General features: G+C 28.7%; 18 protein-coding genes, 1 pseudogene and 1 other annotated feature. All 19 genes and pseudogenes read right to left on the bottom strand.

Annotated features, from left to right (window positions below):
- Nucleotides 1–647, bottom strand: a 647-nt coding sequence (locus KGF48_RS16185; RefSeq protein WP_413894816.1) for an RNA-guided endonuclease InsQ/TnpB family protein, incomplete at its 3' end; no start/stop codon positions are given.
- A 39-nt stretch (nt 648–686) separates the two neighbouring features.
- Nucleotides 687–848 (bottom strand): annotated as a pseudogene (locus KGF48_RS16180) (recombinase family protein); the annotation flags it as partial.
- 87 nt (nt 849–935) lie between these two features.
- On the bottom strand, nt 936–1,484 hold the full coding sequence (locus KGF48_RS16175) for a Fe-S-containing hydro-lyase (RefSeq protein WP_227841199.1): 549 nt from the start codon (nt 1,482–1,484) through the stop codon (nt 936–938).
- Nucleotides 1,485–1,497: 13 nt separating this feature from the next.
- Entirely contained in the window at nt 1,498–2,337 is an 840-nt protein-coding gene (locus tag KGF48_RS16170) for a fumarate hydratase (RefSeq protein WP_227841200.1), read from the bottom strand.
- 184 nt (nt 2,338–2,521) lie between these two features.
- A complete protein-coding gene (gene ybaK, locus KGF48_RS16165; protein WP_227829823.1) occupies nt 2,522–3,001 on the bottom strand; it encodes a Cys-tRNA(Pro) deacylase in 480 nt (159 codons plus the stop codon).
- Nucleotides 3,002–3,121: 120 nt separating this feature from the next.
- The gene (locus tag KGF48_RS16160) at nt 3,122–3,820 is read right to left on the bottom strand and encodes an ABC transporter ATP-binding protein (RefSeq protein ID WP_227868249.1); all 699 of its coding nucleotides are present in this window, start codon (nt 3,818–3,820) and stop codon (nt 3,122–3,124) included.
- Nucleotides 3,808–4,593 carry an ABC transporter permease subunit gene (locus KGF48_RS16155; RefSeq protein WP_227841202.1) on the bottom strand — a complete coding sequence of 262 codons (786 nt, stop codon included), beginning with the start codon at nt 4,591–4,593 and terminating at the stop codon, nt 3,808–3,810. Before KGF48_RS16155 ends, KGF48_RS16160 begins: the two co-directional genes overlap by 13 nt.
- Complete coding sequence (locus KGF48_RS16150) at nt 4,565–5,560, bottom strand: MqnA/MqnD/SBP family protein (protein WP_227841203.1); 996 nt, start codon at nt 5,558–5,560, stop codon at nt 4,565–4,567. The genes KGF48_RS16155 and KGF48_RS16150 overlap by 29 nt, the downstream gene beginning before the upstream one ends.
- A 115-nt stretch (nt 5,561–5,675) precedes the next feature.
- Complete coding sequence (locus KGF48_RS16145) at nt 5,676–7,610, bottom strand: YgiQ family radical SAM protein (protein ID WP_227841204.1); 1,935 nt, start codon at nt 7,608–7,610, stop codon at nt 5,676–5,678.
- Between the two features lie 262 nt (nt 7,611–7,872).
- Entirely contained in the window at nt 7,873–11,415 is a 3,543-nt protein-coding gene (locus KGF48_RS16140) for a diguanylate cyclase domain-containing protein (protein ID WP_227868248.1), read from the bottom strand.
- A 720-nt stretch (nt 11,416–12,135) separates the two neighbouring features.
- Nucleotides 12,136–13,386: a DUF1015 family protein gene (locus KGF48_RS16135; RefSeq protein ID WP_227841219.1), complete on the bottom strand. Its 1,251-nt coding sequence runs from the start codon at nt 13,384–13,386 to the stop codon at nt 12,136–12,138.
- Between the two features lie 31 nt (nt 13,387–13,417).
- Nucleotides 13,418–14,359 carry a D-2-hydroxyacid dehydrogenase gene (locus KGF48_RS16130; RefSeq protein ID WP_227841220.1) on the bottom strand — a complete coding sequence of 314 codons (942 nt, stop codon included), beginning with the start codon at nt 14,357–14,359 and terminating at the stop codon, nt 13,418–13,420.
- A gap of 239 nt (nt 14,360–14,598) precedes the next feature.
- A complete protein-coding gene (locus KGF48_RS16125) occupies nt 14,599–15,675 on the bottom strand; it encodes a pyridoxal-phosphate-dependent aminotransferase family protein (protein WP_227829831.1) in 1,077 nt (358 codons plus the stop codon).
- A 355-nt stretch (nt 15,676–16,030) separates the two neighbouring features.
- Complete coding sequence (locus KGF48_RS16120) at nt 16,031–16,546, bottom strand: PaaI family thioesterase (protein ID WP_227829832.1); 516 nt, start codon at nt 16,544–16,546, stop codon at nt 16,031–16,033.
- Between the two features lie 308 nt (nt 16,547–16,854).
- Nucleotides 16,855–17,925 (bottom strand): 3-isopropylmalate dehydrogenase, encoded by a 1,071-nt coding sequence (gene leuB / locus KGF48_RS16115; protein ID WP_227829833.1) that lies wholly within the window; start codon nt 17,923–17,925, stop codon nt 16,855–16,857.
- Between the two features lie 6 nt (nt 17,926–17,931).
- Nucleotides 17,932–18,423: a 3-isopropylmalate dehydratase small subunit gene (gene leuD / locus KGF48_RS16110; RefSeq protein ID WP_227829834.1), complete on the bottom strand. Its 492-nt coding sequence runs from the start codon at nt 18,421–18,423 to the stop codon at nt 17,932–17,934.
- Between the two features lie 14 nt (nt 18,424–18,437).
- The gene (gene leuC, locus KGF48_RS16105) at nt 18,438–19,715 is read right to left on the bottom strand and encodes a 3-isopropylmalate dehydratase large subunit (RefSeq protein ID WP_227829835.1); all 1,278 of its coding nucleotides are present in this window, start codon (nt 19,713–19,715) and stop codon (nt 18,438–18,440) included.
- Entirely contained in the window at nt 19,672–21,414 is a 1,743-nt protein-coding gene (leuA, locus tag KGF48_RS16100; protein WP_227829836.1) for a 2-isopropylmalate synthase, read from the bottom strand. The genes leuC and leuA overlap by 44 nt, the downstream gene beginning before the upstream one ends.
- A gap of 129 nt (nt 21,415–21,543) precedes the next feature.
- Nucleotides 21,544–21,788: a binding site (T-box leader), on the bottom strand.
- A 156-nt stretch (nt 21,789–21,944) separates the two neighbouring features.
- The gene (locus KGF48_RS16095) at nt 21,945–22,391 is read right to left on the bottom strand and encodes a hypothetical protein (RefSeq protein ID WP_227868247.1); all 447 of its coding nucleotides are present in this window, start codon (nt 22,389–22,391) and stop codon (nt 21,945–21,947) included.
- Between the last annotated feature and the right edge of the window lie 11 nt (nt 22,392–22,402).

The following is a 22,402-nucleotide window of genomic DNA, read 5'->3' as shown; positions in this document are numbered from 1 at the left end:
ACTTTCTTAACTGTAGAAGTTTTATTTATATTTTTAAACTTCTTTTTATCTGAACATATTAAAAAATCTTTAATTCCTAAGTCAATACCTATTCCTTCATTAGTACATTTAGATACTCGAATATCATTTTCCTCAACTAATATAGATACATAGTATCTATTAGATTTTTGACTTACTGTACCACTTTTAACTATTGAATTTATTGGTATATATCCAAATTCTTTTAATCTTACCCACCCAAGAGTAGGTATTTTAACTCTATGCCTTTCAACAGTCCAATCAGTCTTATTATTCTTAGGGAAATATGCTTTTACATCTTGATTTTTCTTTTTCTTGAACTTAGGAAAGCCTTTAGCACCTTTAAAAAAATCTTTAAAGGCTTTATCCCCATTCATAATAGCTTGTTTAGTAGCTTTAGAAGATACTTCTTTAATCCATTTCATATCTTGATTATTAGGTACATATTCATTATTTATCCATTTAGAAAAGTCCATACCACTCACAAATTTTCCTTCTTTTTCATAAATCTCTTTACTATGAGCAATATAGAAGTTGTATATAAACCTTGATACACCAATAGTTTTGTGTATTTTATATTTTTGTTCATCAGAGGGGTTAATCTCTATCTTGTATGCTCTTTTCAACATTTTCATCCTCTCTAATCTTTTTCTTGTATTTTCTTAATCTATTATTCCTTTAGAATTGGCATATTGTCTAAGAAATTCAACTTGATTTTTTAAATCATCTTTTTGATTAGAGGTTGAAACCCTTGTATAAATAACTATTTTTCTATTATCTGTTTCTTTATGTATTCCTGTATATTCTAGATATTGTTCATAAGTTTTAAATATATTTCTATTTTCTAAGTACAACTCCTTAAAATGTGTACAATTAAATTGTTTTGTATTTTTAGTATTTATATAAATTTTCAAAATTTATTTACATTCATAAATTGCTCGTCCTTGCTCGTAGATATTATTTCCATAACTATCTATAGCTACTGTAAGTTTAAGGTCTTCTACTACAATCTTTCTTATAGCTTCAGCACCTAAGTCTTCATATGCAATAATTTCACATGATTTTATCGAATTTGAAATGTATGCACCAGCTCCTCCTATTGCTGCAAGATAAACTGCTCCATACTTCTCCATGCCTTGTATAACTTCTTCACTTCTTTTTCCTTTACCTATCATCAATCTAAGACCTCTCTCTAAAAGAGGTATAGTTAAATCATCCATTCTATAACTCGTCGTTGGACCTGCTGCTCCTATAACTTCTCCTGGTTTTGTTGGAGTAGGACCTACATAGTATATACCTTGACCATTTACATCGAATGGTAACTCTTCACCTTTATTTATACAATCTATCAATCTTTTATGAGCCGCATCTCTTGCTGTATAAAGTATACCGCTTAGACTAATTGTATCTCCACAATTTAATTTAGCTATATCAATCTCACTTACAGGTGTAGTTATCTTTATCATTTTATTTTTCCTCCTAAATTACTACCTTTTTATGTCTCGATGCATGGCAGTTTATATTTACAACAACAGGAAGACCTGCTATATGTGTAGGAAAAGTCTCTATATTTAAACCTAAAGCTGTTGTAGTTCCTCCTAACCCCTGAGGTCCTATACCCAATTTATTAATAGAGGCTAATAGTTCACTTTCTAATTTTGCAATATTTTCATCTTCATTAAATTCACCTAGTTCTCTAAAAAGTGCTTTTTTAGCTATTTGAGCACATTTATCTACTGTTCCACCTATACCAACTCCAATTACCATAGGAGGGCATGGATTAGGTCCAGCTTCTGAAACTGTATCAATAATAAATTTTTTAATTCCTTCTAATCCGTCTGATGGCTTTAACATCTTCATTTTACTCATATTTTCGCTTCCAAATCCCTTAGCAGCAAACTCTATTTTAATTTCATCACCTTTTACCATTTCATAATGAATAATGGCAGGAGTATTATCCTTTGTATTTATTCTGCTAATTGGACTTACAACAGATTTTCTCAAGTATCCTTCCTCGTATCCTTGTCTTACTCCCTCATTTATAGCGTCAGTAATTGTATCTCCTTCAACTAAAACCTCTTGTCCTATTTCAACAAAAAATACAGCCATACCAGTATCTTGACATATTGGTATATTTTTTTTCTTTGCTATTTCAGCATTTTCAACTAATATATTTAATATGTTTTTTCCAACTTCACTTTTTTCAGTTTTAGCTTTCTCTTTTATACAGCTTAAGACATCATCTCCTAAGTATAAACTAGCTTCTATGCAAAGTTTTTTTACTTGTTCAACAATTTGTTCAGATTTTATCTTCCTCAAGCGAACATCCCTCCATTACTTTATAAAAAATATTCGTAATCATATTTACACTTTACCATCATTTTTAAAATTTCTCAATATTTTTATATCAATTACATAATAGTAGTTAAATGTTTATTTTTAAGTCATTATTTATTTTATTAATTATATAATTTTTTTGTCATTAATTTTCTATCTACAATACCTATTTTTTTATTAAATCTGCAAACTCTACTTTTATAAGTTTCTGTAAGTCAAGTGGCGATAATTCTATTTGGTATCCTATTTTACCAGCACTTACTATAATTGTATCTAATTGTTTTGCACTTTCATTTAAAAAAGTCTTATAAAGCTTCTTCATCCCTACAGGAGAACAACCACCTCTAATATATCCTGTAAGCTTATTTATATCTTTTACATGAATCATATCCACACTTTTTTCTTTAGCTACTTTTGCAGCTTTTTTTAAGTCTAAACTTTCATGTACTGGTATTACATATACATAAATATTCTTACTAACTCCTTGAGTTACTAGAGTCTTATATACTTCATTTACATCTCTTCCTATATCATGTGCTACCTCAACACCATCTACATGTTCACTTTTGACTTCATAAGATAGTACCTTATAATCAATTTTGTTTGAATCTAAAATTCTCATAGCATTAGTTTTTACTTTAATCATACATTCACTTCCTTTTTATAAAATACGAACATTATCTATATTTTCGAATATTCTGTACTATTTTAATAGAGTATTATAGTTAAAATAATTATATTTTAAAACAACAATATTATTATAACTCTATATTAACTTCAAAACTTCATTTTTTTCCAATTCACTAGAATTTTTTAGTTCTTTTTTTATTATCATAGGAGAGTCTCCTAAAATAAATATATTATCTGCTAAAAATAATGCTTCTTCAATATCATGAGTTACAAATAACACAGTTCTTTTTTCTTTTTTAAGTATATTTTTAAAATTATCCATTATTATTTGTTTATTCTTTGCATCAATTGATTTAAAAGGTTCATCCATTATAATAGTCTTTGATGGATAAATAAAAGCTCTAGCAATGTTTACTCTTTGTCTAATGCCCCCACTAAGCATCTGAGGATAAAAATTTTTATATTTAATAATTCCAACCAAATCTAAATATTCATCACAAATTTTATCTAGTTGAGTTTTACTGTAATATTTATTTACAACTATCTTTATGTTTTCTTCTACAGTTAGCCAATCTATTAGCCTGTCTTCTTGAAATATGTAACTTACCTCTAACTTACTCCCAATTTTATTTGAATTTTCTTTAATATTTAAATTATGAGTATCATTTTTTATAATACCACTTATTATATTTAAGAGAGTAGTTTTCCCACATCCAGACTTCCCAAGTATACAGTTAACATTATCTATGTAAAAATCAATATTAAAATTTTTAAATATAATATGATTATCATATTTTTTATTTATATTCTCAATACTTAACCTTATCTTTTCCATAAAAAAGCTCTCCTTGACAAAAATTTTTGAGCTACTTGTAAAATGACTGAAATTAAAACTATTATAATTATCCATGCAAATATCCCAGATGTATTAAAATTAATTTTTTCAGTTTGTATCATAGTCCCAATACCATATGTAGGTTGACTATATACCTCTCCTGCTATAGCAACTTTTAAGCTTAGTGAAAATGTCGATACTAATATAGATATAATTTGAAATTTTATAGCTGGTAAATAAATTTTCAATACCTTATCTATAAACCTTATCTTATACACACTTGCCATTTCTAATAAATTCTTGTCAATATTCAATATTGCTCCTAAAACACTATCATATAATATTGGAAAAACTATAGCAAACCCAACTATAAAAGGTGTACTATCTTTTTCAAACCAAATTAGTGCTATTACTACTAATATCATCGTTGGTATTGAACGTGCTAGAGCATTAATTGGCTTTAATAAATTTCTAAAAATCCTGCTTAAATATGCTATTATTGACAATATGATAGCAAAAATCAAAGCAAATAAAAAACTAAAAAAACATCTACCTATTGAATAAAGTATGTCTATATAGAAATTAGAATTCAATACGATTTCTTTAATACTATCAAAGACTTGATTTATTGTTGGTAAGAATATATCATTGTTAATTTTTAAAGCAATAATTTGCCACAAAAATAAGAGGATAACACAAGAAAGTGTTACCTCTAATTTGTCTATAAATTGTTCTTTAATTTTCTTATTTTTCAACAAAGTATATTGCTTCATCTGGTACTTTGCCTCCTACCGTCTTATCATCAAAGTTAGCTAATTTTTCATAGTAGTTTTTGTAATCATTAATCATATCTTTAACTGGAATGTACTTTAAATTAGCCCTTTCAAGAGCTTTTCCTATTATTTTAGGTTCAGTAGATATCTTTATCTTCTCAGAATATTTACCTAATTCCTCAGGATTTTTATTTGCCCAATCTACACTATTTGATAATTGTCCTAAAAAAGAATCTACAAATTCTTTATTGTCTCTTAAAAAATCAGATTTTATAATTAATGTAGATTGAGGATATCCATCTTTTGAACCACTTACTTCTTTCCATGAATCATTTAAACTTTTTATAATTTTTATATCTGGATTCTTGGACATTAAAGCACTAAGTGCAGGTTCTGGAACAATCCCTGTTGTAATTTTTCCTGTAGCCAATAACGGTACTAGTTCACTTGCAGAATTTACATAATTAAAATTTATATCTGCTGGACTTATATCCTTTTGTGATAAAAGACTTCTTATCGTTATATCTGGAGTAAGACCTTTCCCTGTACATCCAACTTCTTTCCCAATTAAATCAGAATAATCCTTTATATCATCTGTTGATACTAAATAAAGCGACCCCATACCTACAGTACCAACTATATTATAACTTGAAGTTTTATTATACGCTATTGCAGCCATATTTGACGGAACTATAGCTATATCTACATCTTTTTTCATTACTCTAGTAGAAATTGCTTCTGGTGTTTTCTCAATGCTATACATTGTTTCATATCCATCTTTAATTGCTGGATTTTCATTTGCTAATTTAGCTACTGCTACCGCTGGCAATCCATCTGGAACAGCCACCTTTACTTCTTTAACAACTGCTGGTTCTTCTTTTGGCTTTTCATTTTGTCCTTGTGAACACCCCACTAAAAAAATTACACTTAATGCTGCTGATAACATTATATAAATATACTTTTTCATCTCGTCCTCCCAAAACTAACTTTTTATAAAATAATTATATTTATTTATATTAATTTCTGTTAATTTATCGAATAATCCTTCTTATTTAAATATTTTTATTTACCTATACTCTATTTTAATATTTTTTCTTTCTCTTACTTGGACTTTTTTGTTGTTTTTTATTGTTTCTATTATTTGCATTATATTTTTTATTTTCAGTAGAAGTCTTAGACTTATTTTTATTAGAATTATTTCTATTAAAATAAGGTTTCTCATCCTTTGGTTTTATCAGACATCGATGTCCAAAACCTATCAAATCCTCTCTTCCAGCTTCAACTAATGCAGAATATACTAAATCATAGTTTCTAGGTGCTCTATACTGTAATAAAGCTCTTTGCATTGCTTTGTCACGTTTTGATTTTGGAACATAAACTGGCTTCATTGTAAGTGGGTCTATTCCTGTATAAAACATTGTAGTTGACAGTGTTCCAGGAGTTGGATAAAAATCTTGAACTTGCTCTGGTTGATAATGAGTATCTCTCAAATATTCAGCTAACTCTATAGCACTATTTAATGTAGACCCTGGATGACTAGACATTAAATATGGTATCAAATATTGTTTTTTACCTAACTCTTCATTTATAGCAAAAAATTTCTGTCTAAACTTATCATAAGTTTTTCCTGCTGGCTTTTGCATATATTCTAAAACTTCTTCTGATATGTGTTCTGGAGCCACCTTCAATTGACCACTTACATGATGTTCTATTAGCTCTCTAAGAAACTTATTATTTTTATCTGCCATTACATAATCATACCTAATACCAGAGCGTACAAACACTTTTTTTATGTTAGGTAATTTTCTTACAGCTCTAAGTAAATGTAGATACTCACTATGGTCTGCATCTAAGTTTTTACATGGTGATGGAGATAAACATTGTCTATTTTTACATGCACCTTTAGTAATTTGTTTGTTACATGCTGGTCTTCTAAAATTAGCTGTTGGCCCTCCAACATCATGTATATATCCTTTAAAATCATTTAATTTTGTTATTCCTACTGCTTCATCAATAATTGATTTCTCACTTCTACTTTGAACAGCTCTTCCTTGATGAAATGTTATTGCACAAAATGAACAACTACCAAAACACCCTCTTGAACTTACTATGCTAAATTTTACTTCTTCTATAGCTGGTATACCACCAGATTTCTCATATACAGGATGATATGTTTTTTGATATGGTAATCCATAAACTTCATCCAATTCTTCTCTATTTAGAGGCTTCTCTGGCTTATTTTGAACTAAATACTTACTTCCATGAGGTTGAACAATTATATTTCCTCTAAATGGGTCTTGTTCATCATATTGAATTTTAAAAGCCTCTACATATTTCATTTTATCTTCACATATTTCTTTATATGAGGGAATCAATATATAGTTATCGTATATTTCTTCTAATGTATCTGAAACATAACATGTCCCATCAATATGTCTAATATACTTTGGGTCATATCCATCATTAAGTGCATTAGCTACATCCACAATCTGCTTTTCACTCATTCCATAAACTAATAAGTCTGCTCCACTATCTATCAACATTGACTTTCTAACCTTATCACTCCAATAATCATAATGGGCAAATCTTCTTAGACTAGCTTCAATTCCTCCTATTACTATTGCAACATCGCTATATGCTTCTCTTATTTTATTACAATAGACTATTGTAGCTCTATCTGGCCTATAACCCATTTTTCCACCAGGAGAATACATATCCTTATCTCTATGCTTTTTACTCACTGAGTAATGATTCACCATTGAATCCATATTCCCTGCATTAACCAAAAACCCAAGTCTAGGCTTTCCTAATTTCATAAAATCATCTGTAGTCTTCCAATCTGGTTGTGCTATTATACCTACCTTATATCCAGCATTCTCTAAAACTCTAGATATTATTGCTGTACCAAAACTATGATGGTCTACATATGCATCACCTGTAACCAACACAAAGTCTAGCTCTTCCCATCCTCTATCTATCATATCTTGTTTACTTATTGGTAAAAACCTATTTTCCATATCATCACCTGCTCAATGTATATTTAACAAATACTTTCTTAAAATTAAAAGTATCTTTTAATTTTGTTCTTAACGCTTAATTATAACACAAAAAATACTTAAAACCACAACTTAAATAATTTATATGAACGTTTTAGGTTCAATAAATCAAAATTGTGATTTTAAGTAAATCTATAATACAGTAATTTAAACGTTTTATTCAATAATACAGTAATTTAAACGTTTTATTCAATTAGTTAGGAAATCTTTACAAGAAGCTCATCTAAATATTTGCTTCAGACTCAACACTATTTACTTCACTACCAAATATTAAGCATGCATCTTTACCATCAAACCATTTTAAAGCAGTTGTTGTTATGTTTACATTTACACCAAACTTTCTGTTACGCATAAATGATTTATAAGTATCAGTTCCATCTTTTAAACAGCTCATAGGGCATTTCCTACATTGTTTATTCTGATTGTTCCATAGTGCTTTATAACATAAATCACCTACATGTGTATCTGGTGCTGACTCAAGCATCTTTTTATTGATAAATAACAGTTCATATGTATTTCTATCAACAACATAAGCCCATATGTCCATGTTATCCATTACAGACTTTTGAACTTCTAAAGAGTTCTCTAGCTTACTTTGGATACGCATTTTTAATAAAAACATACTGAGCATCTTAGAAATAAATGTCAATGTATCCACTTCATCACTAGTCCACATACGATTATATGAACATTCATCAAATCCTACAAAACCTCTAAATTCATTACCTTCTAAAATTTTACATTGTAATATTGAACATATCCCTTGTGCTTTAAGCAAATTTTTTAAATCGCTATTGAGATTATCAACATCATTACAATAAAACAATCCATCTGCATTGAAATTTAAAAGATAATTACCTAAATGACCATAGTAAATATTCTTAAGATTATCAATTTCTGGTGTTATTCCTTCATTACACCATTCAAATGTATTTTTACAGTAGAGGTTATCATCCGAGTTTTCAAATATATAGACACGACTCACATTAAAATGTTTACCCACAATATCAAGAATCAAATTTACAGCCATTTCTATATTATTTGATTCATACAGTATATCAAATATATAATTTGTAATATGCTCCTTAAAAGACCTTTCTATACTGGTATTTTCATCTGTATTTCTTGTATTTGCTATGTATTGTACTTTATCAATTTTTTTATCATACAAGGCATAACGATTCTTTCCTTTCCCCTTAGCTGAATAAAGAGCTATGTCTGCATTTCTAAACAACTGCATGTACTCTATGCCATCTTTTGGAAATCTAGCAATTCCTACACTCAAAGATATTTTATAATTATATCCTTTACCTACAAAAGACCTCTCAAACGTTTTGACCAATTCCTCTGCTTTGTTCATAATATCTCTTGTTTCAGAAATATCTTTCATAAAAACAATGAACTCATCTCCACCAATTCTTCCTACTATATCAGATGCTCTAAATAAATTTATTAAATCACTTGCAATTTCACTTAATACAGCATCACCATATAAATGACCTAAATTATCATTTATACCTTTAAAGTCATCAATATCAATAATCATTAAAGTCCCTTGTCTGTTTTTATCCAATGTTATATATTCTTCTATAAGTGCTTGTGATGCTTTTTTATTATATAAGCCTGTTAGTGGGTCTTTTTCCGCTCTCTCTTTTAATTTTTCAGCTTCTCGCTTTGATTCATCAATATCAGTTAAACTACCTACAACTTTATAAGGTATTCCATTATCATCAAACAGTGTCGTTGCTTTTATACTAAACCATGCATAAGTAGTATCTCTAACTCTAAGTCTAATCTCACACTCCTCATATTCACTGCCTGATGAAGTAAGATTGGTTAATGAAATAAACTTATCTATATCATCAGGATATATGTCAACTGATTTGATTATATTTTTAGTTGCATTTTTAGTTATAGGGTCATAGCCAAATTTATTATACCAATTAGGAGAAATACTCATTTGGTCTTTTTCTATATTCCATTCAACTATAATATTTTGTGTCTGCTTTATAATAATCTCATGACGTTCTTCACTCTTTTTAAGCTCTTGTTCTAATAATTTAGCAGAAGTAATATCGACAATTACACTACATAGTACTGAGTTTCCACTTTCATCAACTATTTTTCTTCCTTTTAATAAAATCCATATAATGCTACCATCTCGTTTTTCAACTCTTCGTTCACATGCAAATGTATCATTTACTTTAAGTTGCTTATTTATATCATCAATCATTCCAGCTCTATCATCTCTGAAAATCAGCTTAATTAATTTATTATCTAATTCATCTTCTAACTGTTTACGTGTGTATCCAATCATATTTAAATAACCTTCATTTAAATATATACTATCAAAATCATCATTTATCTCAGTTATCACTATTCCACCAACAATGCTATCATTAATAGTCTCTATTTCAAACATTTTTGAGTCTAATTCTTCTTGTATTTTCTTGAGTTCTGTTATATCAGTTAAAACTCCCTGTATATATTCATTCCCTTTACTATCTTTTATAGATTTGCTTCTATCTAAAACCCAAATTATACTTCCATCTTTTTTTACAATTCTATATTCAACTTCAATTTTATCCTGTCTTTTTAATCGATTCAAAACAATACTATTAACCTTGTCTACATCTTCTTTATAAATCATATTTTTAAATTTGTTTTTAAAAACTATATCTAAATCCTCTTCAGAATAACCTGTAAGTTCCAAAAACCCCTGACTTACATAGGTCATAGTCATATATTTATCTTTCAAGCAGTTTTTAACACCACCTAATATATTATCAGTAAGTGCCTTGAATTTTTCTTTTTCATTTATAATAGTCTTAGTATTGTTATTTATAATATAAGCTATATATACCACAAAAATTAATATAACTAATAATATTTCTAGCGCAAATATATATACATCAAATGAAATATTATCTGACTGAATAGATACTACTTCATTTGGTACAACAGAAAAAATATACCAATCATTAATTCCAAGTGGTTGATAATTTAACATAAATTTCTTATTATCTAAATTATAGTTAGAATATCCAGATTTATTATTTTTCATATTTTCTTTTATATCTTTTAAACAATTTACTTCATCACAATTATCATTATTAAAAAGTTTAAATATACATGATAATATTTTACTATTTTCATTTGAATTTTGAGCAATTACATCTCCATTTTTTTTGGCAATATAAACGTGTGCTTTTTTATCAAATGCATATAACCCCAACAATTCATTTAATTTTGTTGAATCATAAGCTCCACTTAAAACACCTGCTACTTTTCCATCTTTATAAATAGGGGTAGCTAAAACTATTATTTCTTTTTTATCAATAATAGATTTTAAAGATTCTGATATATTTCTTTCACCATTTTTAGCTTTTTTAAAATAATCTCTATCTTTTACATTACTAATGATTCCATCATTAGAATAACTTTTTCCATCTAGTGCAGAAATAGACATTCTAATTAAAGAACTTCGCTTTACTCCAGACTCCATTAAATTAATCATCATCTCATTATTTATATTATCTAAATTTCCCATAAAACTAGCAATAGATTCAAGCATGTCAAATTGACCACTAAGTTTTGTCTTAAGATTAATTATATTATGCTCTGTAAATTCTGACAAATATGTATATGTGGTCTCTTTCAATGTATTATCCAATTTAAACTTAAACTTAAAAATAGCCCCACAGGTTAAAATAATTATAATAAACAAGACACTAATACCTAAAAGTTTTGGCTTTAGTCTGTTCACCCATACTCACATCCTCATTATATATAATATATTATATGTTTATATTATTTAATTCTTCAATAGGAAGTGATTTAAAGAAAAAATAAACCTCACAACTATAAATCAAATTATTGTTAAGCTATTTTGTAAACCCTTGCACTTATTTATATTATCTCTTCCTATTTTAATACATATTTTATTTCTTCCTATATTAGAATCAAACAACATATATTTAAATTTATCTATAAAATTTTTATTTTACATTCCTTTAATAATTATATATTAATTAATATATAAAAATTATTCTCTTTTATAATACTTATATTAATAAATTCCTTATAATTCTTTTCATGCTTATAAACACCTCAAACAATTTAACTAAGTATAAGTTTCATACTCATACTTGAAACTTAGTTTCCGAATAATAATTCTAGCCTGTCACTTTAATATCCTTTTATTTTTCCACTTTTGCTCATATAACAATATAGTCTATAATAATAAAAAATAGCTTTCAAGGTTTATCATAAATACTATCTGTACAAATTTCCATTCTAAATTATAACACACAATATTGCTGTATTCCTGTCAAATGTAAATTTTTCCCATATAGAAACCTAAAAAAAGATAACTTTTTTAGAAAAATTATCTCTTATAATTTACAATTAATATACTATTATTTTTAATAAAAAATTAAAGGCCAAAAAGTAGTAAAGTTTACTTTTTAGCCTTTAACTTTATTAATTATTCATTTATTTCGTGTAAGAATAGTCCACATCTTACCTTAGGTTCAAACCATGTTGACTTAGCTGGCATTATCTTGCCTGCATCTGCTACGCTTATTAAATCCTCAATACTAGTAGGATACATTGCAAACGCTACCTTCATATCTTCATTAACTCTTCTTTCTAATTCCTCAATACCTCTAATTCCACCAATAAAATCGATTCTCTTATCTACTCTAGGGTTTTCAATTCCTAAAATAGAATCAATCACATAATTTTGTAGTATAGAAATATCTAATGAGTCAACTGGGTCTTCTATGTCTAACAAATTCTTATTTGCCTTCATTTTGTACCATTTATCACCTAGATACATCCCGAAAGTTCCTTTTTTGTCAGGTTTATATTTTTCTTTACCTTCCATTTGTTCTATATCAAAATTTTCTTTTATTTTATTTATAAATTCTTCTTCATTTAAACCATTTAAGTCTTTAATAACTCTATTATAATCTAAAACCATTAGATTTTCATCTGGTGCAATCATTGCTATAAAATAATTAAATTCTTCTCTTCCAGTATAGTTTGGATTTTTAGCTCTCATTTCTTTAGCTACATTTTCTGCTGAAGCTGTTCTATGATGACCATCTGCAATATATAAATAATCTAATTTTCCAAATTCATTTACTAAATTGCATATTATATCATCACTATCAATCTTCCACACTGTATGCTCTATCTTGTCATCTGTTACAAAATCATATAAAGGTTCATGATTATCCATAAAATCATTTATCATATCATCTATTAATCTTTGATGTTTGTAAGTTACAAGTATAGTTCCCGTATTAGCATCACAGTATTTTATATGATTAGTTCTATCAACTTCCTTTTCTGGTCTAGTGTACTCATGTTTTTTTATTGTTCCATCTAAACTTTCATCAACTGATATACATGCAACTATACCAACTTGAGCTCTGCCATCCATAACTTGTTTATATATATATATACAATCTTTTTCATCTTTTACTAGAATTTCTTGTTTTCGAAATTCATCCAAATTTTCTCGTGCTTTTAAATAAACTTTTTCATCATATAAATTTATATTTTCATCTAAATCAATTTCTGATTTATCTATATGCAAAAATGAATATGGATTCCCTTTTGCAATTTCTCTAGCTTCTTCACTATTCATAACATCATAAGGAAGTGCTGCTACTTTATCTACTATATATTTATTTGGTCTAATCGCCTTAAATGGTTTAATCGTTGCCATTACTAAATTCCTCCTAATTGTATAAAATATTTTATAATGCTACCCCTATTAGATTGTTGAAGTCAAGAAAGTAGTCTTGAATCACATTTACAATTTCTTCTCCAATTCTTTCTTGAGCTTCTACTGTAGATGCACCAATATGAGGTGTAGGAGAAACTCTTGGGTGATTTACTAAATCTAGATTTAATGTAGGTTCTTGCTCATAAACATCTATAGCTGCTGCTGATAATTTCCCCTCATCTAATGCTTTTAGTAAATCTTTTTCGTCAACCAAACCTCCTCTTGCACAGTTTATTAAATAAGCTCCATCTTTCATCTTATTTATTTCTTTTTCAGTTATTACTGCCCCCTTATTCTTATCAAAAGGTATGTGTAAAGATAAGAAATCTGCTTTTTGTAAAACTTCTTCCATATCACAGAATCTATATTTGTTAAAGCCTTGCGCTTCACCCATTATATCAGTATATATAACATTCATACCTAATAGCTCTGCCCTCTTTGCAACTTCTTTTGCAATTCTTCCAAAACCTACAAGTCCTAATGTTTTTCCATTAATTTCTGTACCTTTGTATTTTTTCTTTTCCCATTTTCCATCTCTCATAGTTACATTTGCAGTATTTATGAATCTTGCAAGTACAAATAATTGACCTATTGTAAGTTCTGCAACAGATATACTACTTGCATTTGGAGTATTCATAACTTTTATGCCATTAGCTTCTGCATATTTAACATCTATATTGTCTAATCCTACTCCACCTCTTACTATCAATTTTAACTTTTTACCTTCTAATGCTTTGTCTATTACATCCTTAGTAACCTTAGTAGCTGAACGTACTACAAGTACATCAACATCTTTAAGTTTCTCTCCTAAAACATCCTTTTCATAAAACTCCTCTATCACATTAAAATCTAACTCTCTCAATTTTCTCGCTGCATCTTTCTCTATTCCATCAGTAATTAATATATTATACATAACAAACGCCTCCAATTATATTCACTTAATTTTTCCAATTTTTATTTTTTAAAGTATTTTCATCACTAAAAAACTTTATTTAATTACACTTTCTATTCATATAATTTTCAAAATATTTTTTATTAAAGTCATATCAAATTTTATTAATGTTTGTTAAAAATTTAATATGTAATTTTCATAAAACACATTTTATTTTATATATTTTAAATTTAACTTAAAATACACATAATTTTGTAATATTACTTATTAAAACCTAATATATCATCAATATTATTTAATAATTCTTGTACATCTTCGACAGTATAGTCACCCATATGTGAAATTCTAAAAGTTTTTTCTTTTAAATTGCCATAACCATTTGCTATTTGGAATCCTCGTTCTTGTAATTTTGAATTTAAATTTGATACACTAATACCTTGAGTATTTTCTATAACAGTAAGTGTATTGGATAAGTGATTTTCATTGGTAAAAATTTGGAAGTGTTTTTTAGCCCAGATTCTAACTAAGTTTGCCATGTCTTCATGTCGTTTGAATCTGTTATCTAGGCCTTCATCTAATATATTATCTAATTGGAAATCTAAAGCGAACATGTGAGAAAGAGATGGTGTTGAAGGGTATTGGTAGTTTTTCTTGATTAAGTATTCATACATTTCTAACAAATCAAAATAAACTCCTCTAAAAGGTACTTGCTTAGCTCTATCGATTGCTTTTTGAGAAAATGTGCAAATAGACATTCCTGGTGGTAATCCCAGTGCTTTTTGTAATGATGTTATACAAATATCTATTCCAATCTTATCAACCTCGACTTTTATTCCACCGGCTGAACTTACAGTGTCTACACAGTAGACCACATCTTTATATTTTTTAACAACTTCTCCAATTTCTTCTATTGGATTTCTTATTCCAGTTGAAGTTTCATTGTGAGTTACGGTTATTAAATCATATTCTCCGGTAGAAAGCACCTTATCAACCATTTCTGGTGTTGTTGCCTCTCCTAATTCAACTTTAAATATATCCGCTGGGACATTATTAGCCACTGCCATTTTGTACCATCTATCACCAAAGGATCCACAGGAAAATACTGCTGCCTTTTTGGATGTACAGGAACGAATGGAGCCTTCCATTAAACCAGTTCCGGACGACGTGGATAAAAGTATCGTGTTGTTGGTATAGAATAATTTTTGCATTTTTTCACTTATACTTTTTTGAAGTATAGATGCATCTTTCCCTCTATGCCCTATCATTGGTGTAGCCATCTTTTCCAAGACTTCTGCTCTAACATCAATAGGACCAGGAATAAATAATTTCTTACTCATTATAATTCCCTCCTTTTTTAGTTTGTAATATGGATAGTGTGTTTACTGTCCTTATTTTTAATATCTATAATATCAAGCTAAATTAAGTATGTCAACATAAAAATTATTTTTTATATATAATTTATTTTCTATATTTTGTGAAATCATCCATTTTGCACCTTATCATTAGTTTGAATTTTCTGAATTTATTCACCAAAAAAAATACACTTTTTAAATATATAAATTATTTTTTTTAGCGTATAAATTTAATGCTATTATAAGAATTTTTTTTTAGTATAGCTAAGTTATTTTTATCTTATATTTTTTAATTTTATATTTTTTGATATATCATTTGACATAGCAAATATGTAATTACTTAAAGTTCAATATATTCAACTTTTTCTTCTGATTCAGCAAAAAACCATTCTTCATCAGAAAAATCACCTTCTGCTATTTGACCAATAGGCATCTTCATATATTTTCCAGTTGCTGTTACTGCTATCTCTCCATTTGGCAAAATTATTTCCCCTGTACCTTCAAATAATTTTCTATTTTCTTTAGTTATCCTTCCAACTACTCTTATAGTAGCATCTGTTGGTACTGGTTTTTTATATTTCAATTCCAAAGATACTGTCACACCCCATATTTGGTCATCATTTATACTTACAGCTCTTCCAATAGTCTCATCTAATATTGCAGCAGACATACCTCCATGAACTCTCCCTGGATAACTCTGATGCCAATCTTTTGTATTACAAATTGATACAAGTTCTCCATTTTCAAGTTCATAAAAATCTGCTTTTAGTCCTAATTCATTTTGTGTTCCACAAACTAAACAAGATTTACTACTATTTTGCTTTTTTAAAACCTTATACTTTCCCAAAAACTCCATCTCCTAACTAATATTGATAGCCACTTAATATTCATAATACTAAAATATATTATATAATATTAATTAAATCCCTGCAAATTTCTAATAAGCAAAAATAGGCTATTTCAGCATTAAAATCTTAATCCAAAGTATTATTTTCTAAAAAAAGCACAATATGATTTTATGTAATTAAAATTACCTAAAATCACATCGTGCTTTAAAAATAAAATATATCTTATACCCTAAATATAAAACTATGCCACAATAAATTTTTTACTAATTCCCCCAATTATATGACCCAATTGTATTATATAAATTAAACTATAATTCTAAATTTCATTTACTATTAATTCTCCCATTTTCTTTGTCCCAACAACAGTTCCTATACTATTATATATATCACTAGTTCTGTATCCTTTTCTAAGTACATTTTGTACTGCATCTTCAATGCATTTAGCTTCATCTTCTAGATTAAAGCTATGTCTTAACATCATTGCCACAGATAAAATAGTTGCAATTGGATTTACAATATCTTTTCCAGCTATATCAGGAGCACTCCCATGTATTGGCTCATACATTCCAAAGCTATCTTCTCGAAGTGATGCAGATGGTAACATACCTATAGAACCTGTAACCATGGATGCTTCGTCAGATATTATATCTCCAAATATGTTATTAGTCACTATTACATCAAATTGGCTAGGGTCTCTTACAACTTGCATAGCAGCGTTATCAACATACATATGTGATAGCTCTACATCATCAAATTCTTTAGCTAAGCTCTCCATAATACCTCTCCAAAGTCTTGAACTTTCAAGCACATTTGCTTTATCTATACTGACAAGTTTATACTTTCTATTTCTAGCGATTTCAAAAGCCCTTCTTCCAATTCTTCTTATTTCATTTTCATTGTATACCTCTACATCATAAGCCTCTTCAACACCATCAATAATCTTTCTTCCACGTTTTCCAAAATAAATGCCCCCTGTTAACTCCCTCACAACAACAAAATCAATGCCTTTTTCTACTATATCTGCTCTAAGTGGTGAAGATTCCTTTATACTTTCATATATAGTTGCTGGTCTCAAATTTGCAAATAAACCTAAGGATTCTCTCAATTTTAAAAGACCTGCTTCTGGTCTTGTATCTCCCTTACATTTATCCCACTTTGGACCTCCAACAGCTCCAAGTAATACCGCATCGTTTTTTCGACATATTTCAACAGTTTTATCAGGTAGAGGTTCTCCAGTTTCATCAATTGCACATCCTCCAGCCAATACATATTCACAATCAAATTTATGATTAAATTTATAACAGATTTTATTTAAGACCTTTATACCTTCTTCTATAATTTCTGGCCCAACACCATCACCTTTTATGACTGCTATTTTACAATTCATACACCATTACCCCCTGTTTACCTTTATTGAGTTAATTAGACCTTCATTTGTTATGATATTTTGCATAAACTCAGGAAATGGTTCTGCCTTATATTCTGCTCCTTTTGTTATGTTTTTTATTACACCTGTTGAAAAATCCACTTCTATAGTATCGCCTTCTTCTATACTATTAGCAGCTTCCTCACATTCAAGTATTGGAAGCCCTATATTTATAGAATTTCTAAAAAATATTCTAGCAAAAGTTGATGCAATTACACATGATACTCCACTTTCTTTTATTACGATTGGAGCATGTTCTCTTGATGAACCACACCCAAAATTTTTAGTTGCAACTATAATGTCTCCAACCTTTACTTTAGATACAAATTTATCATCAATATCCTCCATACAGTGCGTTGCTAATTCCTTATAATCAGCTATATTTAAATATCTAGCTGGTATTATTACATCTGTATCTATATTATCACCAAATTTAAAAACCCTTCCATTAGCAATCATAAACTTTACCTCCCTTAAATTATTTCTGATGGTTTTGATATTTTTCCAGTTATAGCTGATGCTGCTGCTACAGCTGGACTAGCAAGATACACTTCTGAATCAACATGACCCATTCTTCCTACAAAGTTCCTATTTGTTGTTGAAACTGACCTTTCTCCTGCTGCAAGTATACCCATATGACCTCCAAGACATGGTCCACATGTTGGTGTAGAAACAGCTGCTCCTGCTTCTATAAAGGTAGTAATATAGCCTTTTTCTATTGCTTCAAGATATACCTTTTGAGTTCCAGGAAATATCATTACTCTAACTCCATCTGCAACTTTTTTACCTTTCATGATTTCAGCTGCAATTTCAAGGTCTGATATTCTTCCATTTGTACAAGAGCCTATTACAACTTGGTCTATCTTTATATCTTTCTCAATCTCATCTACTGTTTTAGTATTTTCAGGAAGATGTGGAAAAGCTACTGTTTCTTTTAATTCAGCTAAGTCAATTTCATATATTTCATCATAAATTGCATCTTCATCTGCTTCGTATACATTTACAACTTTTTCTGTTGTTGTACACTTATGTGAATTTATATATTCTATAGTTTTATCATCTACTGGAAAAATTCCATTTTTAGCTCCTGCTTCTATTGCCATATTACAAATAGTAAATCTATCATCCATAGATAGATTACTTACTCCATCTCCACAAAATTCCATAGATTTGTAAAGTGCTCCATCAACACCTATCTTCCCTATTATATGAAGTATCACATCTTTTCCAGTTATCCATTTATTTGGCTTATTCTTTAGGACAAATTTTATTGCACTAGGTACCTTAAACCAACATTTTCCTGTAGCCATCCCAGCTCCCATGTCAGTTGAACCTACGCCAGTGGAAAAAGCGCCTAATGCTCCATATGTGCAAGTATGAGAATCGGCACCTATGATTACATCTCCTGCTGTTACTATACCTTTTTCAGGAAGAAGAACATGTTCTATTCCCATATCTCCTACATCAAAGAAATTGACCACTCCTTTGGATTTTGCAAAACTTCTTGTAAACTTACACTGCTCTGCACTCTTTATATCTTTATTAGGTGTAAAATGGTCCAAAACTATTGCCACTTTAGACTTATCATAAACCTCTTCAATTCCTAACTTTTCAAACTCTCTAATAGCTACTGGTGATGTTATATCATTTCCTAAAACTATATCTAGGTTTGCTTCAATCAATTGTCCTTTCTTAACCTCATTTAAATTAGCATGTTTCGCTAAGATTTTCTGCGTCATAGTCATCCCCATTTTCTGCTTCCTCCTCAATATAACTTTTATTTATTGCATTCATAAGAGCATTAATAGCTGCTGTGTTTATATTTTCTGATATGCTTACCCCAAAATAAACTTTATCATTATGTTCTATTCCAACATAGGCTACACCTCTTGAATGTGAACCTTCCTCTAATGCATGTTCCCAATAATATCTAAATTTATAATCTTTCATGCCACATTGTTTTAATGCGTTGTTAAATGAATCTACAGGACCATTTCCTATTCCAACAATTCTTTGTTCATTACCCATATAGGTTACTCTTGCAGTCATCTCAATCATATTAGTATCATCAGAATCATCATTCTCATAATTTATTTCATCCATTGATTTTATCTTATACTTCTTAACTTTATAAGGACTCTCAACATCAATATATTCCTTCTTAAATAAGTTAAATATTGATTCACTACTAAGTTCTTCTCCTATTCTATCAGATTCCATTTTAACTACATTTCCAAAATGAGAATGCATATTTTTAGGTATCATGAAACCATAATCTGTTTCCATTATATAAACAGCTCCGCCTTTTCCTGATTGACTGTTTATTCTAATAATTTCTTTGTATTCTCTACCTATATCATGAGGGTCTATTGGTAGATATGGAACTTCCCAACAACCATCATTTCTAGTATTAATTGCTATCATACCTTTTCTAATAGCATCTTGATGAGAACCTGAAAAAGCACAATGTACAAGATTTCCTGCATATGGATGTCTGTCATGTACTGTAAGTTTTGTACAATCTTCATATATTTCTATCATTTTATCGATATTACTGAAGTCTAACTCTGGATTTATTCCCTGTGTATAAAGATTAAGACCCACATTTACTATATCCATATTTCCAGTTCTTTCACCATTTCCAAATAATGTACCTTCAAGTCTATCTGCTCCAGCTAATAACCCAAGCTCACTTGCCGCTGTACAAGTCCCCCTATCATTGTGAGTGTGTAAGCTCATTATAATAGAATCTCTACAGCTTATATTTTCACAAAACCATTCTATTTGGTCTGCATATACATTTGGTGTTGCCATTTCTACTGTTGATGGAAGATTTATTATAACTTTCTTTTGTGGTGTTGGTTTCCACACATCTATAACTGCCTCACATATTTCAAGTGCATAGTCCATTTCTGTACCTGTGAAACTTTCAGGTGAATATTCAAAAATAAAATCTGTTTCAGGATATTTTTTTGCTTCTTCATTGAATAATTTTGCTCCCCCAACTGCTATATCTATGATTTCTTGTTTACTCATATTAAAAACCACTTCTCTTTGAAGAACAGATGTAGAGTTATATAAATGTATTATTGCTTTCTTACATCCTTTTACTGATTCAAATGTTTTTTCTATAAGATGAGCTCTGGATTGTGTAAGTACTTGTATAGTTACATCATCTGGAATCATATTTTCATCTATTAACTTTCTTAAAAATGTATACTCTGTATTTGATGCTGATGGAAAACCTACTTCTATTTCTTTAAATCCTGTATCCAAAATCATTTTGAACATTCTGACTTTTTCTTCTACATTCATAGGTGTTGGTAGTGATTGATTTCCATCTCTTAAATCGACACTACACCAAACTGGAGCTTTTGTTATTTCATTATCTGGCCATTTACGATTTGTCATTTTCATTCTATTATATTTTTTATACTTTCCATATTTCATGTTATTCCCCCTCTTCTTTGTTTTTTGTATTCAGTATACCTTATATCGACGCAATTCTTCCCCTTTTTAATTCATAAGTACAAATGTTAAATTTATCATTAGAATAAAAATAACCTCATCTCTAGTAAAACTAGAGACGAGGTTTTGCTCGCGGTACCACTCTATTTAGCTTTTTAAAAAGCTCCCTTAGTAATAGTTACTACTAATTATTATAATAACTATTTTTCCTGTAACGTGGAAATACGGTTATCCTAAATTTTAAAACTTAGGAAACAGCTCCTAGACAAGTTCAGAATTATCAACTGCTAAATCACACCATACTTTAGCTCTCTGGAAGTTTCATGCTCCTTACTACTTCTATTCATCGCTTTTTAAATCATTTAAATTTTCTAAATATTTTGATTTAATAGTTATTATATACACATTAAAATGTATTGTCAACACAAAAAAATAATTATCTGTATTTTTTTATTATTTATTTTTGTCAAGTAATCTTCTAAATCATGCTAACGATTGAAAATAGTATGGTATTACTCCTTAAATTTTTTTATCTTTTCATCTATTATACTCAATAATTTTTTTTCATCTTCCAAACTCAACGCATTTAATCTAACTTTGTAATTAAAATTATCAGCATATACATTTAATATATTTTTTGTCACTTCTATTTTTTCTATTACTTTATAATTAAATTTTTGATTTTTTCTAGCTTTTATACTGAAGATACATTGATTATTTATTGATATTGAATGATTATCAAGAGTAAGATATACTTTTCCCTTATATCTATTTGAAAAATCACGACCTTGTTTAAAAAGAAAAACTGCTGTTATTATACATAAAAGATATAAAAATGTTGTTGAATATATAAAAATTGTGGCCAAGATTATAAGGGCTAAAACCATATTTATAATCATTCCCTTTTTGAAATAACCATTGTCATAATAATTCATATAGATAAACTTATTTTTACTCAAATTTTCTCACT

The sequence above is a fragment of the Clostridioides sp. ZZV15-6388 genome, assembly GCF_020657755.1.
Taxonomy (GTDB): Bacteria; Bacillota; Clostridia; order Peptostreptococcales; family Peptostreptococcaceae; genus Clostridioides.
The sequence above is the reverse complement of the archived record's forward strand: the minus strand, read 5'-3'. Positions and strand labels throughout refer to the sequence as shown.